The organism is Arthrobacter sp. DualSoilB13, assembly GCF_055389195.1.
The window spans coordinates 1,626,037-1,650,059 of record NZ_AP035865.1 but is presented as its reverse complement, the minus strand read 5'-3'; the positions used below and the strand labels follow the sequence as shown (position 1 = coordinate 1,650,059).

General features: G+C 62.6%; 21 protein-coding genes and 1 tRNA gene. 7 read left to right on the top strand and 15 right to left on the bottom strand.

What is annotated here, in order from left to right; translation table 11 throughout:
• Window positions 1-63 precede the first annotated feature (63 nt).
• Window positions 64-2,127, top strand: a complete 2,064-nt coding sequence (gene pknB / locus ACZ5J0_RS07655) for a Stk1 family PASTA domain-containing Ser/Thr kinase (RefSeq protein WP_464094521.1) — start codon at window positions 64-66, stop codon at window positions 2,125-2,127.
• 63 nt (window positions 2,128-2,190) lie between these two features.
• Here pknB and ACZ5J0_RS07650 read toward each other — a convergent pair whose 3' ends face one another.
• Together ACZ5J0_RS07650 and ACZ5J0_RS07645 are read right to left on the bottom strand one after the other, a co-directional pair.
• Entirely contained in the window at window positions 2,191-3,594 is a 1,404-nt protein-coding gene (locus ACZ5J0_RS07650) for a class II 3-deoxy-7-phosphoheptulonate synthase (RefSeq protein WP_166842733.1), read from the bottom strand.
• 66 nt (window positions 3,595-3,660) lie between these two features.
• Window positions 3,661-4,452 (bottom strand): lysophospholipid acyltransferase family protein, encoded by a 792-nt coding sequence (locus ACZ5J0_RS07645; RefSeq protein ID WP_166842732.1) that lies wholly within the window; start codon window positions 4,450-4,452, stop codon window positions 3,661-3,663.
• Between the two features lie 111 nt (window positions 4,453-4,563).
• Between ACZ5J0_RS07645 and ACZ5J0_RS07640 the strand changes: the two genes are divergently transcribed.
• From ACZ5J0_RS07640 to ACZ5J0_RS07630, 3 genes are read left to right on the top strand one after another with little or no spacing between them, the layout of a single operon-like run.
• On the top strand, window positions 4,564-5,352 hold the full coding sequence (locus ACZ5J0_RS07640) for an alpha/beta hydrolase (protein WP_142939546.1): 789 nt from the start codon (window positions 4,564-4,566) through the stop codon (window positions 5,350-5,352).
• Window positions 5,349-6,152 (top strand): alpha/beta hydrolase, encoded by an 804-nt coding sequence (locus ACZ5J0_RS07635; RefSeq protein WP_166842731.1) that lies wholly within the window; start codon window positions 5,349-5,351, stop codon window positions 6,150-6,152. The genes ACZ5J0_RS07640 and ACZ5J0_RS07635 overlap by 4 nt, the downstream gene beginning before the upstream one ends.
• The gene (locus ACZ5J0_RS07630; RefSeq protein WP_142939548.1) at window positions 6,139-6,693 is read left to right on the top strand and encodes a hypothetical protein; all 555 of its coding nucleotides are present in this window, start codon (window positions 6,139-6,141) and stop codon (window positions 6,691-6,693) included. Before ACZ5J0_RS07635 ends, ACZ5J0_RS07630 begins: the two co-directional genes overlap by 14 nt.
• Window positions 6,694-6,696: 3 nt before the next feature.
• On the opposite strand, the gene ACZ5J0_RS07625 is transcribed toward ACZ5J0_RS07630, so the two are convergent.
• Window positions 6,697-7,755 carry an ROK family protein gene (locus ACZ5J0_RS07625; RefSeq protein WP_464094520.1) on the bottom strand — a complete coding sequence of 353 codons (1,059 nt, stop codon included), beginning with the start codon at window positions 7,753-7,755 and terminating at the stop codon, window positions 6,697-6,699.
• A gap of 187 nt (window positions 7,756-7,942) precedes the next feature.
• Here ACZ5J0_RS07625 and ACZ5J0_RS07620 point away from each other — a divergent pair, with 187 nt between their 5' ends.
• On the top strand, window positions 7,943-9,754 hold the full coding sequence (locus ACZ5J0_RS07620; protein WP_464094519.1) for an AMP-dependent synthetase/ligase: 1,812 nt from the start codon (window positions 7,943-7,945) through the stop codon (window positions 9,752-9,754).
• Window positions 9,755-9,819: 65 nt separating this feature from the next.
• On the opposite strand, the gene ACZ5J0_RS07615 is transcribed toward ACZ5J0_RS07620, so the two are convergent.
• Entirely contained in the window at window positions 9,820-13,215 is a 3,396-nt protein-coding gene (locus tag ACZ5J0_RS07615; protein ID WP_464094518.1) for a pyruvate carboxylase, read from the bottom strand.
• 303 nt (window positions 13,216-13,518) lie between these two features.
• On the opposite strand from ACZ5J0_RS07615, the gene ACZ5J0_RS07610 reads away from it, so the two are divergent.
• On the top strand, window positions 13,519-14,328 hold the full coding sequence (locus ACZ5J0_RS07610; protein WP_223942276.1) for a ParA family protein: 810 nt from the start codon (window positions 13,519-13,521) through the stop codon (window positions 14,326-14,328).
• Window positions 14,329-14,445: 117 nt separating this feature from the next.
• Here ACZ5J0_RS07610 and ACZ5J0_RS07605 read toward each other — a convergent pair whose 3' ends face one another.
• The 6 genes from ACZ5J0_RS07605 to ACZ5J0_RS07580 form a co-directional block, all read right to left on the bottom strand.
• Window positions 14,446-15,039 carry a MerR family transcriptional regulator gene (locus ACZ5J0_RS07605; protein ID WP_142939553.1) on the bottom strand — a complete coding sequence of 198 codons (594 nt, stop codon included), beginning with the start codon at window positions 15,037-15,039 and terminating at the stop codon, window positions 14,446-14,448.
• Between the two features lie 234 nt (window positions 15,040-15,273).
• Complete coding sequence (locus ACZ5J0_RS07600) at window positions 15,274-15,777, bottom strand: bifunctional nuclease family protein (RefSeq protein ID WP_017200817.1); 504 nt, start codon at window positions 15,775-15,777, stop codon at window positions 15,274-15,276.
• Entirely contained in the window at window positions 15,777-16,493 is a 717-nt protein-coding gene (gene ftsR, locus ACZ5J0_RS07595) for a transcriptional regulator FtsR (protein WP_166842729.1), read from the bottom strand. The genes ACZ5J0_RS07600 and ftsR overlap by 1 nt, the downstream gene beginning before the upstream one ends.
• A gap of 20 nt (window positions 16,494-16,513) precedes the next feature.
• Entirely contained in the window at window positions 16,514-16,990 is a 477-nt protein-coding gene (locus ACZ5J0_RS07590) for an FHA domain-containing protein (RefSeq protein WP_464094517.1), read from the bottom strand.
• A 136-nt stretch (window positions 16,991-17,126) separates the two neighbouring features.
• Window positions 17,127-17,513 carry a glycine cleavage system protein GcvH gene (gene gcvH / locus ACZ5J0_RS07585; protein WP_011774387.1) on the bottom strand — a complete coding sequence of 129 codons (387 nt, stop codon included), beginning with the start codon at window positions 17,511-17,513 and terminating at the stop codon, window positions 17,127-17,129.
• A 291-nt stretch (window positions 17,514-17,804) separates the two neighbouring features.
• Window positions 17,805-19,013 carry an MFS transporter gene (locus tag ACZ5J0_RS07580; RefSeq protein ID WP_250821543.1) on the bottom strand — a complete coding sequence of 403 codons (1,209 nt, stop codon included), beginning with the start codon at window positions 19,011-19,013 and terminating at the stop codon, window positions 17,805-17,807.
• A gap of 173 nt (window positions 19,014-19,186) precedes the next feature.
• Here ACZ5J0_RS07580 and ACZ5J0_RS07575 point away from each other — a divergent pair, with 173 nt between their 5' ends.
• Window positions 19,187-19,633, top strand: a complete 447-nt coding sequence (locus tag ACZ5J0_RS07575) for a MarR family winged helix-turn-helix transcriptional regulator (protein ID WP_166842727.1) — start codon at window positions 19,187-19,189, stop codon at window positions 19,631-19,633.
• Between the two features lie 64 nt (window positions 19,634-19,697).
• Here ACZ5J0_RS07575 and ACZ5J0_RS07570 read toward each other — a convergent pair.
• The 5 genes from ACZ5J0_RS07570 to ACZ5J0_RS07550 form a co-directional block, all read right to left on the bottom strand.
• Window positions 19,698-19,774: transfer RNA gene (locus ACZ5J0_RS07570), tRNA-Pro, on the bottom strand.
• Window positions 19,775-19,915: 141 nt separating this feature from the next.
• Window positions 19,916-21,466, bottom strand: coding sequence for a ribosome biogenesis GTPase Der (gene der, locus ACZ5J0_RS07565; RefSeq protein WP_024820440.1), 1,551 nt, complete (start codon window positions 21,464-21,466; stop codon window positions 19,916-19,918).
• Complete coding sequence (locus ACZ5J0_RS07560) at window positions 21,463-22,212, bottom strand: lysophospholipid acyltransferase family protein (protein WP_464094516.1); 750 nt, start codon at window positions 22,210-22,212, stop codon at window positions 21,463-21,465. Before ACZ5J0_RS07560 ends, der begins: the two co-directional genes overlap by 4 nt.
• The gene (cmk, locus tag ACZ5J0_RS07555; protein WP_464094515.1) at window positions 22,202-22,915 is read right to left on the bottom strand and encodes a (d)CMP kinase; all 714 of its coding nucleotides are present in this window, start codon (window positions 22,913-22,915) and stop codon (window positions 22,202-22,204) included. Before cmk ends, ACZ5J0_RS07560 begins: the two co-directional genes overlap by 11 nt.
• Window positions 22,915-24,021 carry a prephenate dehydrogenase gene (locus ACZ5J0_RS07550; protein ID WP_250821545.1) on the bottom strand — a complete coding sequence of 369 codons (1,107 nt, stop codon included), beginning with the start codon at window positions 24,019-24,021 and terminating at the stop codon, window positions 22,915-22,917. Before ACZ5J0_RS07550 ends, cmk begins: the two co-directional genes overlap by 1 nt.
• Window positions 24,022-24,023 lie beyond the last annotated feature (2 nt).

Genomic DNA, 24,023 nt, shown 5'->3' with positions numbered 1-24,023 from the left:
ACCTTGGAAGGGGCCCGCATCCCTTGTGGATTCGGGCCCCTTCCCTGCCTCGTTTAGGATCGTATGGTGCAAGAACCAATGCAGGACCACCTCATCGGGACCACTGTGGACGGCCGATACACTGTCCGTTCCCGCCTGGCGAGGGGCGGAATGTCCACTGTCTACCTGGCCACGGACCAGCGCTTGGAGCGCGACGTGGCCCTCAAAGTCCTGCACCCGCATCTGGCCAATGACCCCACGTTCCTGGAGCGACTAAGCCGCGAAGCCAAGGCGGCCGCGAGCCTCTCGCACCCGCACATCGTCGGCGTGCTCGACCAAGGCGAGGACGGCCATATTGCCTACTTGGTGATGGAGTACGTCAAGGGACACACCCTCCGCGACACCCTTGGCGAACAAGGCCCGTTGCCGCCGCGCCTTGCCCTGGCATTGATCGATCCTGTGATCGAAGGCCTTGCAGCCGCGCACCGCTCAGGGCTCATCCATCGCGACGTCAAGCCGGAAAACGTTCTCATTGCAGACGACGGACGCATCAAAGTGGGAGACTTCGGCCTGGCTAGGGCCATCTCCGCCAATACCAGCACCGGCGCCCTCATCGGAACAGTGGCCTACTTGGCCCCCGAACTTGTGCTCGGCCAGCCCGCAGATGCCAGAAGCGACATCTACTCGGCCGGCATCATGCTGTATGAGATGTTGACGGGCAAACAGCCCTATGTGGGAGACTCCCCCATTCAGGTCGCCTACCAGCACGTCAATGCGGTGGTGGGACGCCCCTCGGATGCTGCTCCGGGCCTTGCAGAGGACCTTGATGAGCTGGTGCAGTGGTGTACCTCCGTTGATGCGGAGAACAGGCCGGTGGATGGCGCTGCGCTGCTGACGGAGCTCCGTCACATCCGCACCACCCTGTCGGACGAGGAACTGGACCGCAGGCAAACAGCCTTCCGGCCGTCAGGCTCCCCCGCAGCCGCTGCGGCAACCACTCAACCTGGCAGTTCGGGAAGCAACCCCACAGAAGCGTTAGCCGCCACTGTGTCGCCCACGGAATTCATTTCCCAGCAAAGCAACCCCACCACCGTTATGGCTGCGGGTGGTCCCGGCAGGCCAAGCGCCGTCGTTGCTCCCGGGAACCAGATGGACGCGCGCCAACCGGGCAAGCGGGAGCTGAAGCGAATCGAACGGCAGGAGAGCAAGGACCGCGCCAGGGCCGCAGCAACACCGAGCCGGCCCCTGCGCGAGGGCAACCCCCGGCGCCGTGGCATCATCTGGACCATCGTGATTGTCATCCTCGCGACGCTGGCGGCATCGGCCGGATGGTTCTTCGGTATGGGACCCGGATCGCCGGGGACCGTACCGGATGTCAAAAACAAAACCGTTGCCGAAGCCCAGCAGCTTCTCCGCACCGCCGGATTCCAATCGGAACCGCAGGACGTTTTCGACGACGATATCCTTGCCGGCCTTGCGGTGGGGACCGAACCCAAATCCGGTGCCGAAGTGCGGAAATTTCAGCCCATCACGTTGTTCGTTTCCAAAGGTGCCCAGCTTTTCCCCTTGCCCGATCTGACCGGTGGAACTCTGGACGAGGCCAAGATTGCGCTGAATGCTGCCGAGATGGCTCTCGGCAACGTCACGGAGACTTTCGATGAGAAAGTGCCCGCCGGCGTCGTGCTTTCCCAGGACCCGGTCAAGGGCACGGAAGTCAGGCATGGCACCCCGGTGGCCCTGACGGTCTCCAAGGGGCCCCAGCCCATCCCCGTGCCCGACGTGCGCCGGCTGGCGCAGGATGCAGCAGTCAAGGCTCTTCAGGACGCTGGCCTAAAAGCAGTCATCGCCCCTGAGACGGTCAATGACAAGGCGGTCCCGAAGGGCGCGGTGGTCTCCCAGGTGCCGGCCAACGGTACCCTCATCCGGGGCGAAGCCGTGACGCTCACCGTGTCCAAGGGGCCCAAGTTGGTCAAGGTCCCCAGTTTCATCGGAAAGCAGGCCGCTGAAGCTGAAAAGGAATTGAAGAAACTCGGTTTTAAGGTTGAGGTCAACAAAGTCCTCGGTGGGTTCTTCGGCACCGTCCGGGACCAGAATCCCGTCAACACCGAGGTACCGGAAGACTCCGTGGTGACGCTGACAGTCGTCTGATAGCTTCCAGCCATAAACAAAAGGCGCGGCCCGGATAATCCGGACCGCGCCTTTGTTACATCCCTACTTCTTGGAGAGGGCTCCGGCTACGAGGAAGGCCATCTCAAGGGACTGCATGTGGTTCAGGCGGGGATCGCACACCGACTCATAGCGGTCCAGGAAAGCGTCCTGGTCGATAGGATCAGCACCACCCAGGCACTCAGCAACGTCATCGCCGGTCATTTCAACGTGGAGTCCGCCGGGGACCGTTCCCAGGGCCTGGTGGACCTCGAAGAAGCCGCGCACCTCATCAATGACGTCATCGAAGTTGCGCGTCTTGTAACCGTTCGGCGAGGTGACCGTATTGCCGTGCATCGGGTCAGTCACCCACAGCACCTGCGCGCCGGATGCAGTGACGCGTTCGACGACGGCAGGCAGCTTCTCGCGGATGTTGCCGGCGCCCATGCGGGTGATGAACGTGAGGCGGCCCGGTTCGCGGTTGGGGTCCAGTTTGTCGATGAGGCGCAGGGCGTCATCACCGCTGGTGGTGGGGCCAAGCTTAACGCCGATGGGGTTCCGCACCCGGGACAGGAAGTCCACGTGGGCGTGGTCCAGTTCGCGGGTCCTCTCGCCGATCCACAGGAAGTGCGCGGAAGTGTCATAAGGCAGTCCGGTCCGCGAATCGATGCGTGTCAGTGCGCGCTCATAGTCGAGCAGCAATGCTTCGTGGCTGGCAAAGAACTCAACGCGCTTCAGTGCTTCGAAGTCGGCGCCACAGGAGTCCATGAAGCTGATGGCACGGTCGATGTCCCGCGCCAACGATTCGTAGCGTGCATGTGCCGGGTTCTCGGTGAACCCCTTGTTCCACTGGTGAACGAGGCGAAGATCAGCGAAACCGCCCTGGGTGAAGGCCCGGATCAGGTTCAGTGTGGAAGCGGACGTGTGGTACGCCTGAAGCATCCTGCCAGCGTCGTGAGCACGGGATTCGGGGGTGAAATCATAGCCGTTGACGATGTCCCCACGGTAAGCGGGAAGCGTTACGCCGTCGCGGGTCTCGTCATTGGAGGAGCGGGGCTTCGCGAACTGTCCGGCCATCCGCCCCATCTTGATCACGGGCATGGCAGCGCCGTACGTGAGGACAACTGCCATCTGGAGAATCGTCTTGACCCTGGCACTGATTTTGTCTGCAGTTGCAGCCTCAAAAGTCTCAGCACAGTCGCCACCCTGCAGGAGGAAAGCCTTGCCCTGGGCAGCAGCGGCCAAGCGCTCCCTCAGAACGTCCACTTCACCGGCGAAGACCAAGGGCGGCACTGCGGAGAGTTCCTTGACGGAAGCCTTGAAGACGTCAGTGTTCGACCACGTGGGCTGCTGGGAAATCGGCAGGTCCCGCCAGGCGTCAAGCCCGGGGTAGTTTGCCGCCCCGCTTTGGGCGGTGCTGGCGAGGGGATCTGCTGCGGAGGGTGCGGTGTTCGCGGTTAGCTCAGTCACCCTTCAAGAGTAGTAGCCCGCAGCAAGGTTGCGGGACTGCAGACGTAACCGATGCCGCCGCATGCGTCACAGTCCCGGCGTTGATCCGGTCCCGTCGCTGCGGGGAACATCGATGTTTTCGGCAATGTCCGCGGCAGCCTCTTCTGCAACCTCAATCTTGTGGACCGGTTCGGGGCCCTTACCGGCCAGCTGGGCCTTAACAACTGCTGCGTACTCGTCCACGTACTCCTGCCCGGAGAGCCGCATCAATTCGTACATGATCTCATCGGTCACGGCCCTCTGGATCAGGCGGTCATCCTCCATGCCGTAATAACGGCTGAAATCCAAGGGCTGCCCAAAAATGAGCCCGATCCGGCGGATGTTCGGGAGACGTTTACCGATGGGCTGGACCTTCTCCGTGCCGATCATGGCCACCGGCACCACAGGTACGCGTGTCTGCAGGGCCAGCTTGGCTACGCCCACTTTCCCACGGTAAAGCCTGGCGTCCGGGCTGCGTGTGCCTTCCGGATAAATCCCCAGCAGGCCCCCGGAGTTCAGGACGTCCTTGCCGGCTTGCAGCGACATTTCCGAGGCCGCGCCTCCCGAACGGTCCATGGGCAATTGGTTGCTCAGACGGAAAAACAGCGCAGTGAGCCGGCCTTTGAGCCCTTTTCCCGTGAAGTACTCGGACTTGGCCAGGAAGATCACAGGGCGGTGAACCATCAGGGGCAGGAAGATGGAATCCGAGAAGGACAAGTGGTTGGACGCCAGGATGGCGGCGCCGCTTTCAGGAACGTTGTCCAGTCCCTTGACCCAGGGACGGAACAGGAGCTTGAGGATGGGACCAAGAAAGATCCTCTTCATGACCCAATAGAACACGTTTGTCCTCTCACGGCCGAATGGTTGGCATGCATCCGGGCAATCCGGCCGGCACTCAACAGCAACCCTACTCCAGTGAGAAATGTCCGGAGAAGTGACACGATGGGACACATGACGGAACGCTCTCTACCCGCTGCGCCGCTCGCATTCCACCATGAGGGGCATGGACCCAATGCCTCCACAGGCGTGGCGATTTGCCATGGATTCACAGGAAGCCCGCTCAGCATGCTCCCTTGGGCTGAGTACTTGGCCTCCCAGGGATTTGCTGTTTCCGTGCCTCTGCTCCCCGGCCACGGAACCAGTTGGCAGGACCTGGCCACCACGCGTTGGCAGGACTGGTACCGGACCTTCGAGCAGAGCTATGTGGACCTCGCCTCCAAGACGGAGAGCTGTTTTGTGGCAGGGCTGTCCATGGGAGGCGCACTTGCCCTTCGGGTAGCCTCACTGCACGATGTTTCCGGGCTGGTTCTGGTCAACCCGGGCCTCAGCTTTTATGACCGCAGGGTGAAGTACGTGGGCGCCCTCAAGTACGTCATGAGGACCACCACTCCCATAGAGGAGGACTCACCAGCACCGGCCACCGCTGAAACCGGCGACTATTCCAAGACATCACTGCAGTCGGTGCATGAACTCAAGAAGCTTTTCCGCGCGGCCACCCGGGGTTTGCCCCATGTTGAGGCCCCCGCCCTGGTGTTCAAATCCTCGGTAGATGGCGTCATCCCGCCCAGTTCAGTGGCCACCATCAGCAAGTACATTTCATCCTCGCGCCTGAGAGTAGTCACCCTCCCCCACAGCGGGCATGTGGCCACCTTGGATGTTGACGCACCCACCATTTTTGAAGAATCGGCCCACTTTTTCCGTCAGCACGCCGGTGACAGAGTAGCCTCAGAGTCATCATGAAAATGCTCCCGGATTTCTCGCCGTTCCATAGCAGCTGGAATGGGGTTGGGCCGCGCGTTGGCGTAGTCCTGTCCCACGGGTTCACGGGGAGCCCCCACAGCGTCAGGCCGTGGGCCCAACACCTTGCTGAGGCGGGCTATGCCGTGAGGCTGCCTTTGCTGCCCGGGCACGGCACGTCGTGGCAGGATATGGCCACCCGCTCATGGCGGGAGTGGCATCGTGCCGTGGACGATGCTTATCTCGAGCTGGCTTCCGAGTGCGACTACGTTTTCTCTGCGGGACTGTCCATGGGTGGAACGTTGGCATTGCGGATCGCGGCCACCCGTCCTGTCGCAGGGACGGTGGTGGTGAACCCCGGGCTGGTCCTGGACGATCCCCGGGCTGTGATCGTAGCCGCGCTCAAGTACGTGGTGAAAACCACTCCGGCGATCGCCAACGACATCCTCAAACCGGATCAGGACGAGGGCGCCTACACCAGAACACCAGTCGCGGCCGCGCATCAGCTCAAGAAGATGTACAAAGATACGGCGGCCATCCTGCCCCGCATCAGCTCACCCGTCCTGGTCTATAAGTCAACGGTGGACAACGTGATTTCGAACGCGAGCCTGGAACTCCTCCGTTCCCGGGTTCAGGCACCAGTGGACGTCAGCTACCTCCATAACAGCCGCCATGTGGCCACCCTTGATAATGATGCGCCGGAAATTTTTGCCGGGTCTGTCGAGTTCATGCAAAAGACCGTAGCGGCCTTGGCAGGTCCCGGGCTTTTCTCCGAAAAGGACACAACCCATGAACAGGCCTGACCCCAATTCCGCTGATCAAAGCGCCAATAAGGACGACGACGCCGTGTGGCAGGATCTGGTGGCCCGGTTGGAGGCCACAGAGTCCGGCCCGGCAGGGGCACCTCCCGCGGACAGCTACGGGATCCAGGACGCAGATCCCCGGCAGTTAATGCCAGGGCACGGGAAGTCTTTCAAGGACTTCGATCCGCTGGGCCTCTCCACCCCGGCGCAGCAACCGATACCCGATCCGGCAGCGGCGCGCACAGACGCCGAGGCACCCGGCAGACCGCCCGGGCCCCGGGACTTCGAGGTGGAGGACGAGGACCATACGTTCGTTCCCGAAGAGCCCCCAAGCCTGGCGGGAACTGAGCCACTGGTCATGCTGGCATGGGTTGGTGCTGTGGGCGGGCCGCTCGCGCTGCTCTTCACTGCCATGTTCTGGAGGTCTGCCCCGCTGACGGCCACTTTGGGCATCGTGGCAGTTTTTGTGGCGTCGGTGATTTACCTGATTACGCGGCTTCCGCAGGAGAAGAATGAGGACGACGACGGCGCCCGCCTCTAGTTGCTAGCTCCGCGCCCGGCCGCTGACCCGGGAAAGGTCTGCCGCACCGATCATGCCGGCGCGCGGACCGAGTGCCGCCAGCTCTATCCTGGCCATGGGCCGGAAACCCCGCCCGGTCAGGTTTTTAGCGAACGATTCCCTGGCCGGCCCTGCGAGCAACTCCCCCGCATCGCAGAGCCCGCCGCCGATGACGAACATTCCGGGGTCCAGCGCTGCGGCGAGGTTGGCCAACCCCAAACCCAGCCATTCGCCTTGGTCGGCAATGAGCTCACGCGAGGTGGCATCACCCTCCAGCGCCAGCGCGGTCACGGCCGCCCCGGACAGGTTTTCTGCGGTGCCGCCCGCCTTTTCCAAGAGCGCGCAACCTGCCGGGGAGTTGGTTCGCACCAGTTGCCTGGCTTCCCGCCCCAGGGCGTTTCCGGAGGCGTACTGTTCCCAGCATCCGCGGTTGCCGCATTCGCAGCGGTGTCCCCCCGGGAAAATGATCTGGTGCCCGAATTCCCCGGCCACGCCGTAGCGCCCCCGTTCCACGCGGCCATCCATGACCATGGCTCCGCCGATGCCCGTGCCCAAGGTGATGCACACCAGGCGACTTTCGCCCTGACCTGCACCAAACCGCCATTCCGCCCACGCGGCGGCGTCGGCGTCGTTGGTCAGCAGGACCGGACGCCTCAACAATTTCTGGAGGCTGTCCCTCAGGGGCTCGTTACGCCAGGCGAGATGCGGGCTGAACAGCACCGTGCCGCCGTCGAGGTCCATCCAACCGGCGGCGCCGATTCCCACCGTGGCGATCCGGTGGCCTGCGCTGAGTTCTTCTACAAGTTCCACGATGGTCCGCTCGACTGCACGGGGGTCCGCGCCGGGCGTGGACCTGCGGGCCTCGGCGAGGACCCGACCCTCGGCATCCACGACGCCCGCGGCCACTTTAGTGCCGCCGATGTCAATCCCGATCGCCAGGCCACGGCGACCTAAATGGGTCCGGCGGGCGGCCCAGGGCGCATCCCTCCATGCCGAGGCCGGGGGCTTGGGTCTGACCAGGGAAGTGGACCGTAGTGCGGGCATCCCATCATCTTATTCCGCAGGGCATGGCCGCATTCGCATTCCACGGGCCCGAAGGCTCCCATTTGCTTGAAATGACTGCCGATCCGTAAAGTTACTCGCCAGTAGGTGAAATAGAACACACCACCGCGAGCGGGCATACTAGAGTGAAAGCAGCCCCTCGTGGCCCGTGGATATCAAAGGAGCTACCGTGCGTGAAATAAGTGTTCCTCCCCTCGTGAATATTGCCCCGGAAACCAACATCACGGACTTCGTGATCCGCGAGGCAGCGAAAGCGTCCAACCCTGCCCTCTTCTCCAAGCTGGATAAGGCTGGACAGTGGCAGGACATCCGTGCCAAGGACTTCCTTGCAGACGTCAGGGCCCTGGCAAAGGGACTCATCGCCAGCGGCGTTGCTGTGGGCGACCGCGTGGGCATCATGTCCCGTACGCGCTACGAGTGGTCCCTTGTGGACTTCGCCATTTGGTTTGCCGGAGCTGTTTCCGTACCGATCTACGAAACGTCCTCTCCCTCACAGGTGGCATGGAACCTCGGCGACTCCGGGGCTGTTGCCGCCTTCGGCGAAGCGGCCCACCACGAGGACATCATTCGCCAGGCTGTTGCCGCGGAGGACATTACGTCCGTGGCCAATGTCTGGCAGCTTGAAGGCGCCGGACTCGACGCCCTACGCGCTGCAGGCGCCGGCGTCCCCGACGACGAACTCGAGTCCCGCCGTTCATCGGCCGGCCTCAAGGATCTCGCAACGATCATCTACACCTCCGGCACGACGGGCAGGCCCAAAGGCTGCGAGTTGACGCACGGCAACTTTGTGGAACTGTCCGAAAACGCCCGCGCTTCCTTGCCTGAGATCATCAACGAGTCCGGCAAGACCATCATGTTCCTCCCCCTCGCCCACGTCTTCGCCCGTTTTATTTCCGTGCTGGCTGTGGCCGGCGGCGTCCAGGTGGCACATACCCCGGATATCAAGAATCTGCTGGCTGACCTGCAGAGCTTCCAGCCGACGTTCATCCTGGCTGTACCCAGGGTCTTTGAGAAGGTGTACAACTCGGCACTGACCAAGGCGGAGGACGGCGGCAAGGGTGCCATCTTCCACCGCGCAGTGGATACGGCAATCGCCTATTCCAAGGCACGCGAAGCCGGTTCGCTGGGTCTTGGACTGAAGCTCAAGCATGCCGTCTTCGACAAACTCGTGTATGGGAAGCTCCGCGCCGCCATGGGCGGTAATGTCGCGCACGCCGTCTCAGGCGGCGGCCCCTTGGGTGAACGCCTGGGCCACTTCTTCCAAGGCATCGGCCTGCAGATCCTGGAGGGCTACGGCCTGACGGAGACCACCGCCCCGATCTCGGTGAACACGCCGTCCATGATCAGGATCGGCACCGTCGGCGCCCCGTTGCCGGGCAACTCCGTGAAGATTGCCGACGACGGCGAAATCCTTGCCAAGGGCGTTTGCGTCATGCGGGGCTACTACAACCGCGAAGACCTGACGGCCGAAACGTTCACCGACGGCTGGTTCCGTACCGGTGACATTGGAGAACTGGACAACAACGGCTTCCTCAAGATCACTGGCCGCAAGAAGGAAATCATCGTTACCGCCAGCGGGAAGAACGTGGTTCCTGCCCTGCTGGAAGATCAGATCCGCGCGGATGCTTTGGTTTCCCAGGTTCTGGTGGTGGGCGACAATCGACCGTTCATCGGCGCCTTGGTCACCCTGGATGAGGAAGCGCTCCCGGGCTGGCTGGACCGTCACGGACTGCCCGCAAGCACCACTCTTGCAGAAGCCACTGACCACGCAGTAGTGAAGGCCGCAGTCCAGGAGCTCATCAGCAAGGCCAACCAGTCCGTTTCCCAGGCCGAGGCCATCAAGTCCTTCAGGATCGTCCCGGCAGACTTCACTGAAGCCTCAGGGCACCTGACGCCGTCCCTCAAGGTCAAGCGTGCACAGGTCATGAAGGACTTCGACGCCGTCATTGAGGAAATGTACACAACGCCCCGCGCTTCGTAGCCACAACGAATCATAAAAAAGTACCCCGTCCGGATTCCGGACGGGGTACTTTTTGGTGCTGATTGCTAGCCGATCACCAGCAGCAAGTCCCCACCCTGGACCTGCTCTACCGAGGAGATGGCAAGGCGCGAGACCGTGCCGGCAACCGGCGCCGTGATGGAAGCTTCCATCTTCATGGCTTCAATGGTGGCAACGGTATCGCCGACGTTGACGGCATCGCCCACCTTGACGGTGACGGTAACTGCGCCGGCAAACGGGGCGGCAACCTGACCAGGCTGTGCCGGATCCGCCTTCTCAGCTGCCTTGACATTGCTGACCACTGAACGGTCACGCACAACCACCGGTCGGGACTGCCCGTTGAGCGTGCACATCACGGTGCGCATGCCCTTCTCGTCAGCTTCCGAGACAGCCTCAAGCTGGGCAATGAGGCGAACGCCCTTCTCCAACTCGATGACGTGCTCTGCGCCCTGCTGGAGGCCGTACAGGTAGTCACGGGTATCCAGCACGGAGATGTTCCCGTAGGTGTCCACGCTCTTCAGGTAATCCTTGGTGGGTCCGGCGAAGAGCAAACGGTTCAGCGTGTGCTGTCGCGTCTTGGAGTCGCCCTTCAGCGCTGCACTGTCCTCGGCACTGATCTCGACGTCGCGCACCTTGACGCTGCGGCCTTGAAGGGCCTTGGTGCGGAACGGCTCGGGCCAGCCTCCGGGAGGATCACCGAGTTCGCCGGAGAGGAACCCAATGACAGAATCCGGGATGTCGTAGTTCTGCGGGTTCTCGTTGAAATCCGCGGGATCGGCGTTGAGTCCGACGAGGTGCAACGCGAGATCGCCCACCACCTTGGAGGACGGTGTGACCTTCACCAAGCGGCCAAGGATGCGGTCGGCCGCCGTGTACATGTCCTCGATGGCCTCAAACTGCTCACCAAGACCAAGGGCGATGGCCTGTTGGCGAAGGTTGGAGAGCTGGCCACCGGGGATTTCGTGCTGGTAGACGCGTCCTGTGGGACCCGGAAGACCGGACTCGAAGGGGGCGTAGACGCGGCGTACAGCTTCCCAGTAGGGCTCGAGCGCGCCAACGTTGGCCAGGCTCAGCCCGGTGTCGCGGGGCGTATTGGCCAAGGCAGCAACCAAGGCAGACGCCGCGGGCTGGCTGGTGGTGCCGGCCAGGGAAGCCGCTGCCACGTCAACGGCGTCCACACCAGCGTCAACAGCTGCCAGCAACGTGGCAAGCTGACCGCCCGCGGTGTCGTGCGTGTGCAGGTGCACGGGCAGGTCGAAGCGCTCACGCAGGGCTGTCACCAGCTTCGCTGCGGCGGCCGGACGCAGGAGTCCAGCCATGTCCTTGATGGCAAGGATGTGGGCACCGGCGTCAACGATCTTCTGGGCGAGGTCCAGGTAGTAGTCGAGGGTGTACAGGTCCTCGTTCGGATCCAGGAGGTTGCCCGTGTAGCAGAGGGCAACTTCTGCGACGGCAGTCCCGGTTGCACGCACGGCCCGGATGGCGGGGGCCATCTGGTTGACGTCGTTGAGGGCGTCAAAGATGCGGAAGATGTCGATGCCCGTAGCGGCGGCCTCGTTGACGAAAGCCTCCGTCACTTCTTCCGGGTACGGGGTGTAGCCCACCGTGTTGCGGCCGCGGAGCAGCATCTGGATACAAGTGTTCGGCAAAGCCTTGCGCAAAGCAGCCAAACGGTCCCACGGGTCCTCACCGAGGAAGCGGAGCGCGACGTCGTACGTTGCGCCGCCCCAGGCCTCCACGGAAAGCAGCTCCGGCATCAGCGCCGTCACTGCCGGGCCTGCTGCCACGAGATCGCGGGTACGGACGCGCGTTGCCAGCAGGGACTGGTGGGCGTCACGGAAAGTGGTGTCCGTGACGGCCAGTGCCTGCTGCTCCCGCAGCGCCTTGGCGAAGCCCTCCGGTCCCAGTTCGATCAGCTTCTGGCGCGAACCCGAGGTGGGAACCGGGCCATCGATCGCGGGCAGCTTGCTGGCAGGGTCCGAATGAACCGTGAGTTCACCGTTTGGCTTGTTCACGGTAACCTCGGCAAGCCACGTCAGCAGCTTGGTTCCGCGGTCCGCAGAGATGTGTGACTTGAGCAGCTCAGGGCGCTTGTCGATGAAGTCTGTGGCCACGTTTCCGGCGTTGAAGTCCGGGTCCGCAAGAACCGCCTGCAGGAACGGGATGTTGGTGGACACGCCACGGATACGGAACTCAGCCAAACCACGACGTGCGCGGGCTACGGCTGCAGGATAATCACGGCCACGGCAGGTCAGCTTCACCAGCATGGAGTCGAAGTGCGGGCTGATCTCGGCACCCGAGTAGACCGTACCGCCGTCGAGCCTGACCCCGGCGCCACCGGCAGAACGGTAGCCGGTGATCTTTCCAACGTCAGGACGGAAGCCGTTGGAGGGATCCTCTGTGGTGATACGGCACTGCAGCGCAGCACCCTTGATGAACACCGAGTCCTGGCTCAGCCCCAGGTCCGCGAGGGTTTCCCCTGAAGCGATGCGCATCTGTGCCTGGACGAGGTCCACATCGGTGATTTCCTCAGTGACGGTGTGCTCAACCTGGATGCGGGGGTTCATTTCAATGAAGACGTGCTGTCCGGCCCGCTCCCCTTCGGTGTCCACGAGGAACTCGACGGTTCCGGCGTTGACATAGTTCAGGGCCTTGGCGAAGGCCACAGCATCCCGGTACAGAGCCTGGCGGATGTTCTCATCCAGGTTGGGTGCAGGCGCGATTTCCACCACTTTCTGGTGACGGCGCTGTAGCGAACAATCACGCTCGAAGAGATGCATGACGTTGCCTTCAGCATCCGCCAGGATCTGCACTTCAATGTGGCGGGGACGCAGGACTGCCTGCTCAAGGAACATGGTGGGATCACCAAAAGCCGCATCAGCTTCGCGCATGGCGGACTGCAAAGCTTCGGGGAGGGCCTCGCGCGTCTCCACGCGCCGCATTCCGCGGCCGCCACCGCCGGCGACGGCCTTGGCGAAGATCGGGAAGCCGATCTCGTCAGCTGCGGCGATGAGCTCCTCCAGGTCCTTGGAGGGCTTGCTCGACTTTAGGACAGGGACGCCGGCCTTGCGGGCGGCCTCCAAAGCGGCAACCTTGTTACCTGCCAGCTCCAGTACCTCCGCCGGCGGACCCACAAAAGTAATTCCTGCCGCCTTGGCAGCACGGGCGAGGTCCGGGTTCTCGGAGAGGAAGCCGTAGCCGGGGTAAATGGCGTCAGCGCCGGCTTCTTTGGCGACGCGGACAACCTCCTCTACGTCCAGGTAGGCGCGGACGGGATGACCCACCTCGCCGATCAGGTAAGCTTCGTCGGCCTTCTGCCGGTGGATCGAGTTACGGTCCTCATGCGGAAAGACTGCTACGGTCTTGGCGCCCAGTTCATAACCAGCGCGAAACGCCCTGATCGCGATTTCGCCGCGATTGGCCACCAGAATTTTCGAAAACATACTTCTCCTGCATCATTGCGGGTGGATCGGTCGGTGGTCACAGTGTGTAGTGCCGCCAGCATCAAACACAAATCTTTGTGGCAACCATCACAAAGGATTCGTCATGTGGGCTGTATATGCGTGCGCGCGATCCGACGGCGTGCTAGTGGCGAACCTGATCCCTGGGCGGTCGGGCGCGTAGAAAGCGGGAATCAGACGCGATGCACCATATGATGTTGAGGGGGCTTCGGCAAGCCCCGGCTCCGGCGCTTCCGGAGCGAATCAGCGCGATACGGCAACCGGCGTTAGGTTTTGGGTTTTCAAGTGCAAGTAGTCAGCATCAGCAGCCTCAAGGGTGGAGTGGGAAAGACGTCCGTAACCACCGGTCTGGCGTCCGCGGCCCTCGCAGCAGGAATATCCACATTGGTGGTGGATCTCGATCCGCACGCCGATGCCACCACCGCACTTGGCGTTCAGCCAGGCGGACAATTGGACATTGGCCGGATGCTGAAAAGCCCCCGGAAAGCCAACTTGCCGGGCAATGTGGCCGGTAGCAGCTGGGTTTCCAACGGCTCAAGCAACGGCACCTTGGACGTCGCAGTCGGTTCGGCCTTCACAGGTATCTACGACCGCCCGGATTTGGGCAGGCGCGATCTCCGCAGGCTTTCCGCGGTGCTGGCAGGTGCCAGCAACTACGAGCTCGTCCTGATTGACTGCCCGCCCTCCCTTAACGGACTGACCCGCATGGCGTGGAGCGCCAGCGACCGGGTAGTCCTCGTGGCCGAGCCTGGGCTTTTTTCAGTTGCCGGCACGGAGCGTACCATGCGCGCCATTCAGCTCTTCCGGCAGGAGTTCGCTCCCAACCTGGCCCCGGCAGGGATTGTGGCGAACCGGGTTCGGACCGGCTCCGTGGAGCACACCTTCCGCTTGGCTGAAATGGAATCCATGTTCGGCGAACTGCTGCTGACACCCCACATTCCGGAACAAGCCAACTGGCAGCAGATCCAGGGTGCAGCGCACTCCGTTCATCACTGGCCCGGGGACTCGGCAAAGAACGCAGCCAAGCTCTTCGATGGCTTGCTCGAAAACCTCCTGGCCGATCAATCCGCAGTGCGGGACCGTCGCCAGCGCTAGCCGGCAGCGTTTGCCGCCACCATGAGGCGCCGCCACCAGCACGTTTAAGCATCGAAAAGGCCTCGTCCCTGCAGGGACGAGGCCTTCGATCGCTAATTCTGATTCCCGGGCAAGCTGTTAGCTGATGCGCCGCGCGACGCGTCGCTTGCCCAGTTCGTCGTCGGGAAAGGACTGCTCACCAGCGTGCTCACTGGGCAACGCGGCCAGGCTTCCTTCTACTTCCCGCCATACACGTCCCACCGCTATGCCGAAGACGCCTTGTCCGCCCTGGACGAGGTCGATGACCTCATCAGCAGATGTACATTCGTACACGCTGGCACCGTCGCTCATCAGCGTTATTTGCGCGAGGTCCTCAACGCCCCGCTCGCGGAGGTGTTCGACCGCGGTGCGGATCTGTTGGAGTGACACGCCGGTATCAAGGAGGCGCTTGACCACCTTGAGCACCAGGATGTCGCGGAAGCCGTAGAGCCGCTGCGAACCGGAGCCGGCAGCACCGCGGACAGCGGGCTCAACCAAGCCCGTACGCGCCCAGTAGTCCAATTGGCGGTAGGTGATGCCTGCCGCTTTGCAGGCAGTGGGACCGCGATAGCCCGCGTCCTCGTCCAGCACAGGAAGGTCCTCGGTGAAGAGCAGACCCTGGGCGCCGGATGCGGGCGCAGCAATGCCGGCAGAGGACTGCTTCAGCTCGCCTGCTTCGCCTTTCGGACTCACGTGACCTCCTTGTTCTCAGTTCCCTTGGGGACGGTGCATACCTGTTACAACGGCGAAATGCAGCAGTGTAATTCCCGCAAGTCCGCACCTTCCAGTGTGACTTGCGCAGGCAGTGTATGCAACGGGAACTTGATAACTTCGACGTTAGGCCTGTGGAGCGCCGAGGTCAAAGACCTTCGCCGCAAAATCCGGTCGTGTCGAAAGTTTCACCCTCAACTTTAGGCTTAGGGTGGATCAGCCTTCGAAATCTTCCGGTTCAACGTCGTCCAGGAACTCCCGGAACCGGCGCATTTCGCGCTCTTCGTCCACCGCGGGATCCGGCTCCGAATCCTCGCCTTCATCGTGTTCAGTGATACGAACGCCGGCTTCCTCCATCACAGCATCTGCGCACCAGATGCGGCACTTGGCACGCAGCGCCAAGGCCAACGCGTCAGAAGCGCGCGAACTGACCACCGTGCCGTCGTCGAACTGCAGTTGCCCATAGAAGATGTTGTCCTCCACGGCCACAATGTTCACGCTGATGATGGAGTGCCCCAAGGACTCCACAACGTCCACCAGGAGATCGTGGGTCATGGGCCGGGGCGGGACAACGCCCTGCTGCGCCAGGGCGATGGCGCTGGCTTCAGGAGTTCCAATCCAGATGGGAACGTGGCGTTCTCCGTTGATCTCTCGAAGCAGCACCAACGGCTGATTGGAAGGCAGCTCGATCCGGACCCCGACGATTTCGACTTCGATCATCAGCTGTCCATCCGTGAGATACGGTCGTGCACCAAGGCCCTGTGCAGGGTCAGGCAGAGATCACTGATCTCCCGGGCAGCCTCAGCTGCCCGGGCCTGGGACGCGGCATCCCGTCGAGAGGTCAAGGGGGCAACAGCCCTCTCCACCAGGCCGAACTCCCGCTCAGCGGCAGCTTGGAAGGGCCTGAGGTGCCGGGGCTCCAGTCCGTGGCCTTCCAACTGCACACAGGCTCGCGCCACCTGGAGGGCGTGTTCGTCAAACTTGCCACCCACGTGACTGATCAACCCGAAGCTCAGCAATGATTCGAGCATCGGCACGCTTGCGCCCGACTCGGCACGCAGCTGCTCTTCCGTGAGGGCACGGGCGCGCCCCTGCACTTCCGCTGCCATTTCCGCAGAGACCACCCGGGGCGACACTGTGACACCGGGAGGGAGATTCTCCGGCCTCTCGCCGCGATCGATTGCGTCGAGATAGTCCTTGATGACCTTCAGCGGCAGATACTGATCACGCTGAAGGGCCAGGACGAAGCGGAGTCTCTCAACATCGCTGTCTGCATACTGACGGTAGCCGGCAGGAGTCCTCCTGGGATTGATGAGTCCCTTTTCCTCAAGGAACCGGATCTTGGACGCCGTCATACCGGGAAAGTCTTCACTCAGCTGGGCAAGGACTTCCCCGATATTCAGGACCTGCGGTCCGCGACGGTCCTGCTGGGCCATAGCCACAGGCAGATACCCCGTCAGACTTGGCCTGCTGCGCGAACAGGGCTCAGGTAGTAGGTCAACCGGAACTTGCCGATCTGTACCTCGCTGCCGGTCTTCAGCTGCACGCGGTCCACGCGGTCGTGATTGACGTATGTACCGTTCAGGCTTCCCATATCCACCAGCTCGAAACCGGACTCAGACCTAATGAACTGAACGTGCTTGCGCGATACCGTGACGTCGTCCAGGAAGATGTCAGCATCCGGGTGACGTCCCGCCGTGGTGGTGTCCGCATCCAACAGGAAACGAGCACCGGCATTGGGGCCGCTGTGCGCTATGAGCAGGGCTGAGTTCGGCGGAAGCGCGTCTACGGACGCACGCTCTTCAGGTGCCAACTTGGGCGCAATGCTCGGCTCGTCCCACGTAGGCGTAATGCTGATCGAGGTGGTCTCCGACGACGGCTGTTCCTCCGCGCCGTTCCCGACATTGGCTTCATTCTGTTCGTCGCCAACCATGGAATTTCCTCCTCATCCGCCGGCAGTTCCAAACCCTGCCGGCACTTCCGCCTCCCGGTACCGCCGGGCAAATCGGTTGCTGGCCCGCCGTCCCGCTTTCCGGTTTATGGAAAGCAGCCTGACGGGCCAGATAACTTTAGCCTACCTGTTGTTCGTACTCCGATGCACTGAGCAGGGAATCCACTGCATCAGCTTCTGCGAGCTTTACTTCAATGAGCCATCCCTCGCCGTACGGGTCGGAGTTAATCAACGCCGGATCAGTGTCCAGGGCGTCATTTCGATTGGTGACTTCGCCGGTCACCGGAGCGTAGATGTCACTGACGCTTTTGGTGGACTCCACCTCGCCAACAACCTCATTGCCGGTGATTTTTGTGCCAGGCTCGGGCATCTGGGCGTAGACGACGTCGCCCAATGCGTCCTGCGCGAAATCGGTGATGCCAATGCGCACAACGCCGTCGGCATCTGGAGCGGTCACCCATTCGTGTTCTGCGGTGTAGGAAAGTTCTTCCGGAATATTGCTCACTGGTGGCCTTTCATCGGGACATTTACGAACCTCGACGGCGGCCTGTGCTGATGGCCACCGCTGAAAGTATAGGCACATTTCCCCTGTACCTATTGGGGGTCTCTGCCATGATTGACCCATGACCGAGCAAGTACAAGTACCAGCTCGGAAAAAGCGCAATTGGGGCGTAAAAATAATCCAGGTCACCACGCCTCACACCGCTTGAGACGCATTGAAGCCCGCCACGGATTGTCCGTGGCGGGCTTCTTTGTTTCCCGGCCGGGCCTTGGAGCCCGAAACCAAACCCCGGCGTCAGGCGATGGTGGCCCCATGCGGTTCGCGTTCGACGTCGGGAGTTACAGCAGGTGCCGCAGGTCCCCCGCGCCGTGCTGCTGCAGCCGCGGACAGCATGACCAGCAGGGCGGCAACGGTAATGCCGGCGCCGGCCCAGATGGGCGATGTGTAGCCGAGACCCGCGGTAATGGTCACGCCACCGAGCCATGCTCCGAGCGCGTTCCCCAGGTTGAAGGCTCCGATATTTGCACCCGATGCCAGCGTGGGTGCCGTGGAGGCGAAGTGCATCACGCGCATCTGGAGACCCGGAACGGTAGCAAAGCCGAATCCACCCATGAGCGCCAGTGAGACCAGTGTTGCGATGCTGCTCGAAGCGGTGAGGGCGAAGAAGATCAACACCGCCACAAGTCCGGAAAGGATCACGATCAGCGACTTGTCCAACGCTTTGTCCGCGGCCTTGCCGCCCAGGAAGTTGCCAACGAACAGACCGCCACCAAAGAGCACCAGGAGCCACGGCACGGCCCCCGATTCGAAGCCGGACACCTCGGTAAGAGTGAAGGCAATGTAGGTGAACGCCCCGAACATGCCGCCAAATCCAAGGATGGTCACGATGATGGAGAGCCATACTTGTCCTGACCTGAAGGCGCCCAACTCGCTGCGGAGCCCCTTGGTGGGTTCCGTGGTGGCTTTAGGAACCATCAGCGCGATGCCGAGCAGGGCTACAACTCCGATGGCGGTGATCGCCCAGAAAGTTGAGCGCCAGCCGAAGTTCTGACCAAGCAACGTGCCGAAGGGAACGCCGAGGACGTTGGCCGCGGTGAGGCCCGTGAACATGATGGCGATGGCTCCGGCCTTCTTGTGGGACGGCACCAGGCTCGCTGCTACCACCGAACCGATACCGAAGAACGCGCCGTGGCACAGCGCAGCGACCACACGGCCAATCATCATGGCCGCGTAGCTGTCAGCAACGGCGGAGAAGAAGTTGCCGGCGATGAACAAGACGAGCAAGCCAATGAGAACCGGCTTGCGCGGCAGCCTGGTCACAGCAGCCGTCACCAGGAGCGCACCAACTGTAACGCTGAGGGCATAGCCGGAGATGAACCAGCCGGCAGAAGCCTCGCTGACCTGGAAGTCGGCAGCAACTTCCGGCAAGAGGCCCATGATCACGAATTCGGTCAGTCCGATGCCGAATCCGCCGAGGGCAAGGGCAATCAACCCTGCGGGCATGTGGAGCTCCTTAAATGATCGGTTCCGGCCAAAAGTGGAAGTGCGTCGACGGGAACCGTAGAATAATAGTTGCAGACGCTTCATATATAGTTGCATACGCTAGATACTTGCGCAAGCAACTACTTTGCCATGCGTCGCGATTCACAGGACATCGAGTCAGGAGCACAGGACACATGGGCATCAAGGATGACGCCGTCGAAGTACGGGCACAGGGATGGCGCACCCTTGCGGCCCTGCACGGGAGCATCGAAACGGAGCTCGAGAAGGCCCTCCAGGCGTCGAGCGACCTGTCGGTAGTGGAGTACACAGTGCTGGACGCGCTCAGCCGCCAGGACGGCTGGCACATGCGGATGCAGCAACTGGCCCGGGCCACAGCGCTCTCCAGCAGCGCCACCACCCGCTTGGTCAACCGGCTTGAGGACCGCGGCCTGCTCACCCGCATCCTGTGTGCGGACGACCGCCGCGGCATCTATACCGAGCTAACACTTCCCGGCCAGAAGCTCCTGGAAGCAGCAAAGCCCGTGCATGACCAGACCCTTGCCTCCGCTCTTGAGGCCGCCGCCACCGTGCCCGAACTTGAGCCCCTGGTGCGGGCACTGGGCGCATTGCAGGCGGTCTAGCCCAACTCCCCCATTAACGACCAAAGGCCGGAATCATCGTGTTTCCACGTGATTCCGGCCTTTATGGTCGGGCTGACAGGATTTGAACCTGCGACCCCTTGACCCCCAGTCAAGTGCGCTACCAAGCTGCGCTACAGCCCGCTGGTTCCACCGTTCTCCGCCTAAGTTTTCCTCCGAAGAGTCTCACCTAAGCAGTCCGGCCGAACCACCTCCAAAAGCTTACACGAAGTTGGAGGTCGGAGACGCCATCACAGCCAAAGTGGGCTGTGATGCCCGTCTCATTTAGCGCTTCTTGCCACGCTTTTCGCGCACGCGCATGTTGACCTCGATGGGCGTGCCCTCAAAGCCGAACGTTTCGCGGAGGCGGCGGGTGATGAAGCGACGGTATCCGGGGTCCAGGAAGCCGGTGGTGAACAGCACGAACTTCGGCGGGCGGCTGGATGCCTGGGTGCCAAAGAGGATGCGCGGCTGCTTGCCGCCACGGACCGGGTGCGGGTGCGCTGCCACGAGCTCGCCCAGGAACGCGTTCAGGCGTCCAGTGGGAATGCGGCGGTCCCAGCTCTCCAGTGCGATATCCAGCGCAGGGACCAGGCGGTCCTTGTGCCAGCCGGTCTTGGCCGAAATGTTCACGCGGGGAGCCCATTCAACGTGGGCAAGGTCCTGCTCGATTTCGCGTTCGAGGTAACGACGGCGTTCATCGTCCAGCAGGTCCCACTTATTGAAGGCCAGAACCAGGGCACGGCCGGACTCGATGGCCAACTGCAGGATGCGGACATCCTGCTCGCTGAGGACCTCATCGACGGCAAGAAGCACGACGGCGACCTCCGCCTTCTCGAGCGCTGCCTGCGTGCGCAGGGAGGCGTAGAAATCTGCGCCCTGTGCCATGTGCTGGCGGCGGCGGATACCCGCGGTGTCTACGAAGCGCCACGTGCGGTCGCCAAGTTCGATGAACTCGTCAACCGGGTCACGCGTAGTACCGGCCAGCGGATCCACCACGACGCGCTCGGAGCCCGCGAGCTTATTGAGCAGGGAGGACTTACCCACGTTCGGGCGACCAATCAGGGCGATGCGGCGAGGACCGCCTGAACGCTCCACACCGTCCACCAGGGAGAACTCGGGAAGGGTGTCCATGACGTGGTCCAGGAGGTCTGCGACACCGCGGCCGTGCAGGGCCGACACCGGGTACGGCTGGCCAAAGCCCAATCCCCACAGTGCAGCAGAATCAGCTTCCTGGGCGAAGTCGTCCACCTTGTTGGCCACCATGATGACCGGCTTCTTGCTCTTGCGGAGCATCTTCATGACGCCCTCGTCCGTGGCCGTAGCGCCAACGGCGGAGTCCACGACGAACAGTACGGCGTCGGCAAGCTCCACGGCCATTTCGGCCTGTTCAGCTACGCGGGCGTGGATGCCCTTGGCGTCGTGCTCCCAACCGCCGGTGTCCACCAGGGTGAAGTTGCGGCCGTTCCAACGGGCCGAGTACATGACGCGGTCGCGGGTTACACCCGGGGTGTCCTCAACAACGGCTTCGCGGCGGCCAAGGATGCGGTTAACCAAGGTGGACTTACCCACGTTCGGGCGTCCGATGATGGCCAGGACCGGGTCCAGCTTGAGGGGACCTTCGTCGCCCTCATCGCCATATTCACCGCTGAGCAGCGCGGCGTCTTCTTCGTCGAGCTCGTAGTCCTCCAGGCCTGCCCGGAGGGTGGCCGCGCGGAGCTCTGCCTCGTCGTCGTCCAGGGCCGCCAGGTTTTCCGCCACCTGGTCGGTGCCGGTGGGCGTGTATTCGTCGTCGCCGGCTCCGTGGAGGCCGGATTTTTGAGTCGTATCGCTCATTGCACTTTCCTTAGTGGTTGGTCTGCCGGCGTCCCGGCTACTGCTGAGTGGCGGTGCTGCGAAGTGGGTTTACCGGGCGCAGGTTCCAGGGGAAGGCCCTGGCCTGTGGCCCGGATGGCGTCCTGGACGTGACCGGCCAGGGCTTCACGGATCTCCGTAGCCGCCCTGTCCATTGAAACACGCCCCGGTTCGCCCTTCCGGCGCTTCACCGTGATGGGTTCGCCGAAGCTCACATGGAGCTTACGGCGTGGTTTGGGGATATGGTCGCGATGCTCATCATCCTGACGGGTTCCGAGGATGGCAACCGGTATAACAGTGGCTCCCGTGGTGAGGGCGAGCCACGCAACTCCGTTGCTGATGTTTTCTGCCGAGCCGCTCCCCCGGGTTCCTTCGGGAAGAATCCCTACGCAACGACCGGCGTCGAGCAGTTTCTTGCCGACATGCAGGGCGGTGCGGTCGCCGGCCCGGTCCACGGGGATCTGTCCGGATCCTCGCAAAACCTTGCCCAGGAAGCCCTTGAACATCTCTTTCTTAACCAGGATGTGCATGGGACGCGGCGACGCGCCGAACATCACCGGCCCGTCCAGGAAGCTGATGTGGTTCGCGGCGAATACCACCGGTCCGGCCGCAGGGACGTTGCTTTTGCCCGCCACGATGGTCCGATAAATGACGTGGTCCAGGAGCCAGCCAACGGGTCGGCTCCACAACCTGCTCCCGGCGGAGGGCAGCTGAGTCTCAGTCGCCATAAATAACCTTGCTCACGATCGCCAGCGCGGTCTCCACCGTTTCCTCAAAGTTCAGATCGGAGGAATCGAGCGTCACCACTCCGTCGGCGGCTTGGGTGAAGTTCACCACCGTTGAGTCCTTGGCGTCACGCTGGATCACCTGGGCTTTGAGCTGCTCCTTGGTTTGCGTGCCGCCCAACTGGATCCCACGACGCCGCAGCCTGGCTTCCTCACTGGCGGTCAAGAGCATGCGAACCTCAGCGTTAGGGACGACGACGGTGGTGATGTCGCGTCCTTCCACCACCATGCGGCGGTGGTGCTGGTCGATCAGATCACGCTGGCGACGGATCAGCTCGGCGCGGGCACCAAGCGTGGTGGCCACAGCACTGACCGACGAGGAGATCAAAGGATCCCGGATCTCGTCCGTGATGTCCGTGCCATCAACCGCCACATATTCCGTGGCGGTAGTGGTACTGATCTCCAACGGCATGATCTTGGAAGCCTGTTCCACCGCGGCACCGTCCTGAAGGTCAACGCCGGTCTTAAGGCAGAACCAGGTCAGGGCACGGTACATGGCACCGGTATCGAGGTACGCCAGCTTCAAGCGCCGGGCGACTTCCTTGCTGACGCTGGACTTGCCGGACCCCGATGGGCCGTCGATCGCGATCACGAGCGGCTTGCCGGGGCGGGCAACTGTCTCCGGGCCAAAGAATTCACGCGTCATTACTGGAGTACCCGCCATCCACGGTCAGTCAAAGCTTCAACAAGGAGGTCATGCTTGCTCGGAAGCACGGAAAGTTCCACCATGCCCACGTTTTGTCCGGAGGAATGGTCCAGCCGAAGGTCTTCGAGGTTCACACCGATCTCACCGATTTCCGTGAGGAGGTGCGCGATCTGGCCCGGTTTATCATCCACCAGGATGGTGAGCCACGAGTACGCCTGGGGAGGTCCGCCGTGCTTTCCCGGGATCCGGGCCTGGCCTGCATTGCCCTCACTGATCAGTTGGGCGAGGTCCAGCCGCGCGCCGGGGGCGAGGGGTTCTTCCAAGGTGCCGATCAGACGGTTCAGGTCCTCACGCACACCATGCAGGATGGAAACCACCTTTTCCGCGTTGCCGCCCAGGATCTGCACCCAGAGGGTGGGATCGCTGGCTGCAATGCGGGTGGTGTCCCGGAGTCCGTTGCCCGCCAAGGACAGGGCATGCAACGGCGTACCCTGCAGACGGCTCGCCAGAAGGGAGGACATGATCTGCGGCAAGTGAGACACCAAGGCCACGGCTTCATCGTGCTCGTCGGCGGTGAATTGGGAAACAATTGCTCCCAGATCTCCCGCCAGCGAACGTGCGGTTTGGAGTGCAGCGTCCGACGTTTCTTCGGAGGGGCAGAGTACCCACGGCATGGACGTGAAAAGCTCTCCCCTGGCCGCAACCGGACCGGACTTCTCCCTACCTGCCATGGGGTGGGTACCCACGTAGCGGGCGAGGTCAACGCCGCGTTCCCGCAACTGCGCCTGGATGGTGGCCTTGACGCTGGCAATATCAACCACCACCGCTGAAGCGTAATCCGCCAGTGCCTTCTGTACGACGTCGGCGGTAACGTCCGGCGGGGCCGCGACAACTACCAGTTGGGGTTGTTCATCCAGCTCCCCCAGTGGCCGTCCCGCACCGATGTCCACCGCCACCGCCTGGTTGGTGGGCGAGGGATCAAACAGGAAAACGGGGACTCCGCGTCCGCGCAGGCCGAGGCCAATGCTGGCCCCGAGCAAGCCTGTACCGAGAACGACGACCGGGCCATCAAGATGGCCCCGGCCGTGCGTACCGAATGCCGACATGC

Bases quoted from the DNA above. Each gene is read 5' to 3' on its own strand.
- ACZ5J0_RS07560 (WP_464094516.1), bottom strand. From the start codon at position 22,212: ATGGCGACTGAGACTCAGCTGCCCTCCGCCGGGAGCAGGTTGTGGAGC.
- ACZ5J0_RS07630 (WP_142939548.1), top strand. From the start codon at position 6,139: ATGAACAGGCCTGACCCCAATTCCGCTGATCAAAGCGCCAATAAGGAC.
- ACZ5J0_RS07635 (WP_166842731.1), top strand. From the start codon at position 5,349: ATGAAAATGCTCCCGGATTTCTCGCCGTTCCATAGCAGCTGGAATGGG.
- ACZ5J0_RS07615 (WP_464094518.1), bottom strand. From the start codon at position 13,215: ATGTTTTCGAAAATTCTGGTGGCCAATCGCGGCGAAATCGCGATCAGG.
- ACZ5J0_RS07550 (WP_250821545.1), bottom strand. From the start codon at position 24,021: ATGTCGGCATTCGGTACGCACGGCCGGGGCCATCTTGATGGCCCGGTC.
- ftsR (WP_166842729.1), bottom strand. From the start codon at position 16,493: ATGGCCCAGCAGGACCGTCGCGGACCGCAGGTCCTGAATATCGGGGAA.
- cmk (WP_464094515.1), bottom strand. From the start codon at position 22,915: ATGACGCGTGAATTCTTTGGCCCGGAGACAGTTGCCCGCCCCGGCAAG.
- ACZ5J0_RS07580 (WP_250821543.1), bottom strand. From the start codon at position 19,013: ATGCCCGCAGGGTTGATTGCCCTTGCCCTCGGCGGATTCGGCATCGGA.
- ACZ5J0_RS07590 (WP_464094517.1), bottom strand. From the start codon at position 16,990: ATGGTTGGCGACGAACAGAATGAAGCCAATGTCGGGAACGGCGCGGAG.
- ACZ5J0_RS07625 (WP_464094520.1), bottom strand. From the start codon at position 7,755: ATGCCCGCACTACGGTCCACTTCCCTGGTCAGACCCAAGCCCCCGGCC.
- ACZ5J0_RS07600 (WP_017200817.1), bottom strand. From the start codon at position 15,777: ATGATCGAAGTCGAAATCGTCGGGGTCCGGATCGAGCTGCCTTCCAAT.
- der (WP_024820440.1), bottom strand. From the start codon at position 21,466: ATGAGCGATACGACTCAAAAATCCGGCCTCCACGGAGCCGGCGACGAC.
- ACZ5J0_RS07575 (WP_166842727.1), top strand. From the start codon at position 19,187: ATGGGCATCAAGGATGACGCCGTCGAAGTACGGGCACAGGGATGGCGC.
- pknB (WP_464094521.1), top strand. From the start codon at position 64: ATGGTGCAAGAACCAATGCAGGACCACCTCATCGGGACCACTGTGGAC.
- ACZ5J0_RS07640 (WP_142939546.1), top strand. From the start codon at position 4,564: ATGACGGAACGCTCTCTACCCGCTGCGCCGCTCGCATTCCACCATGAG.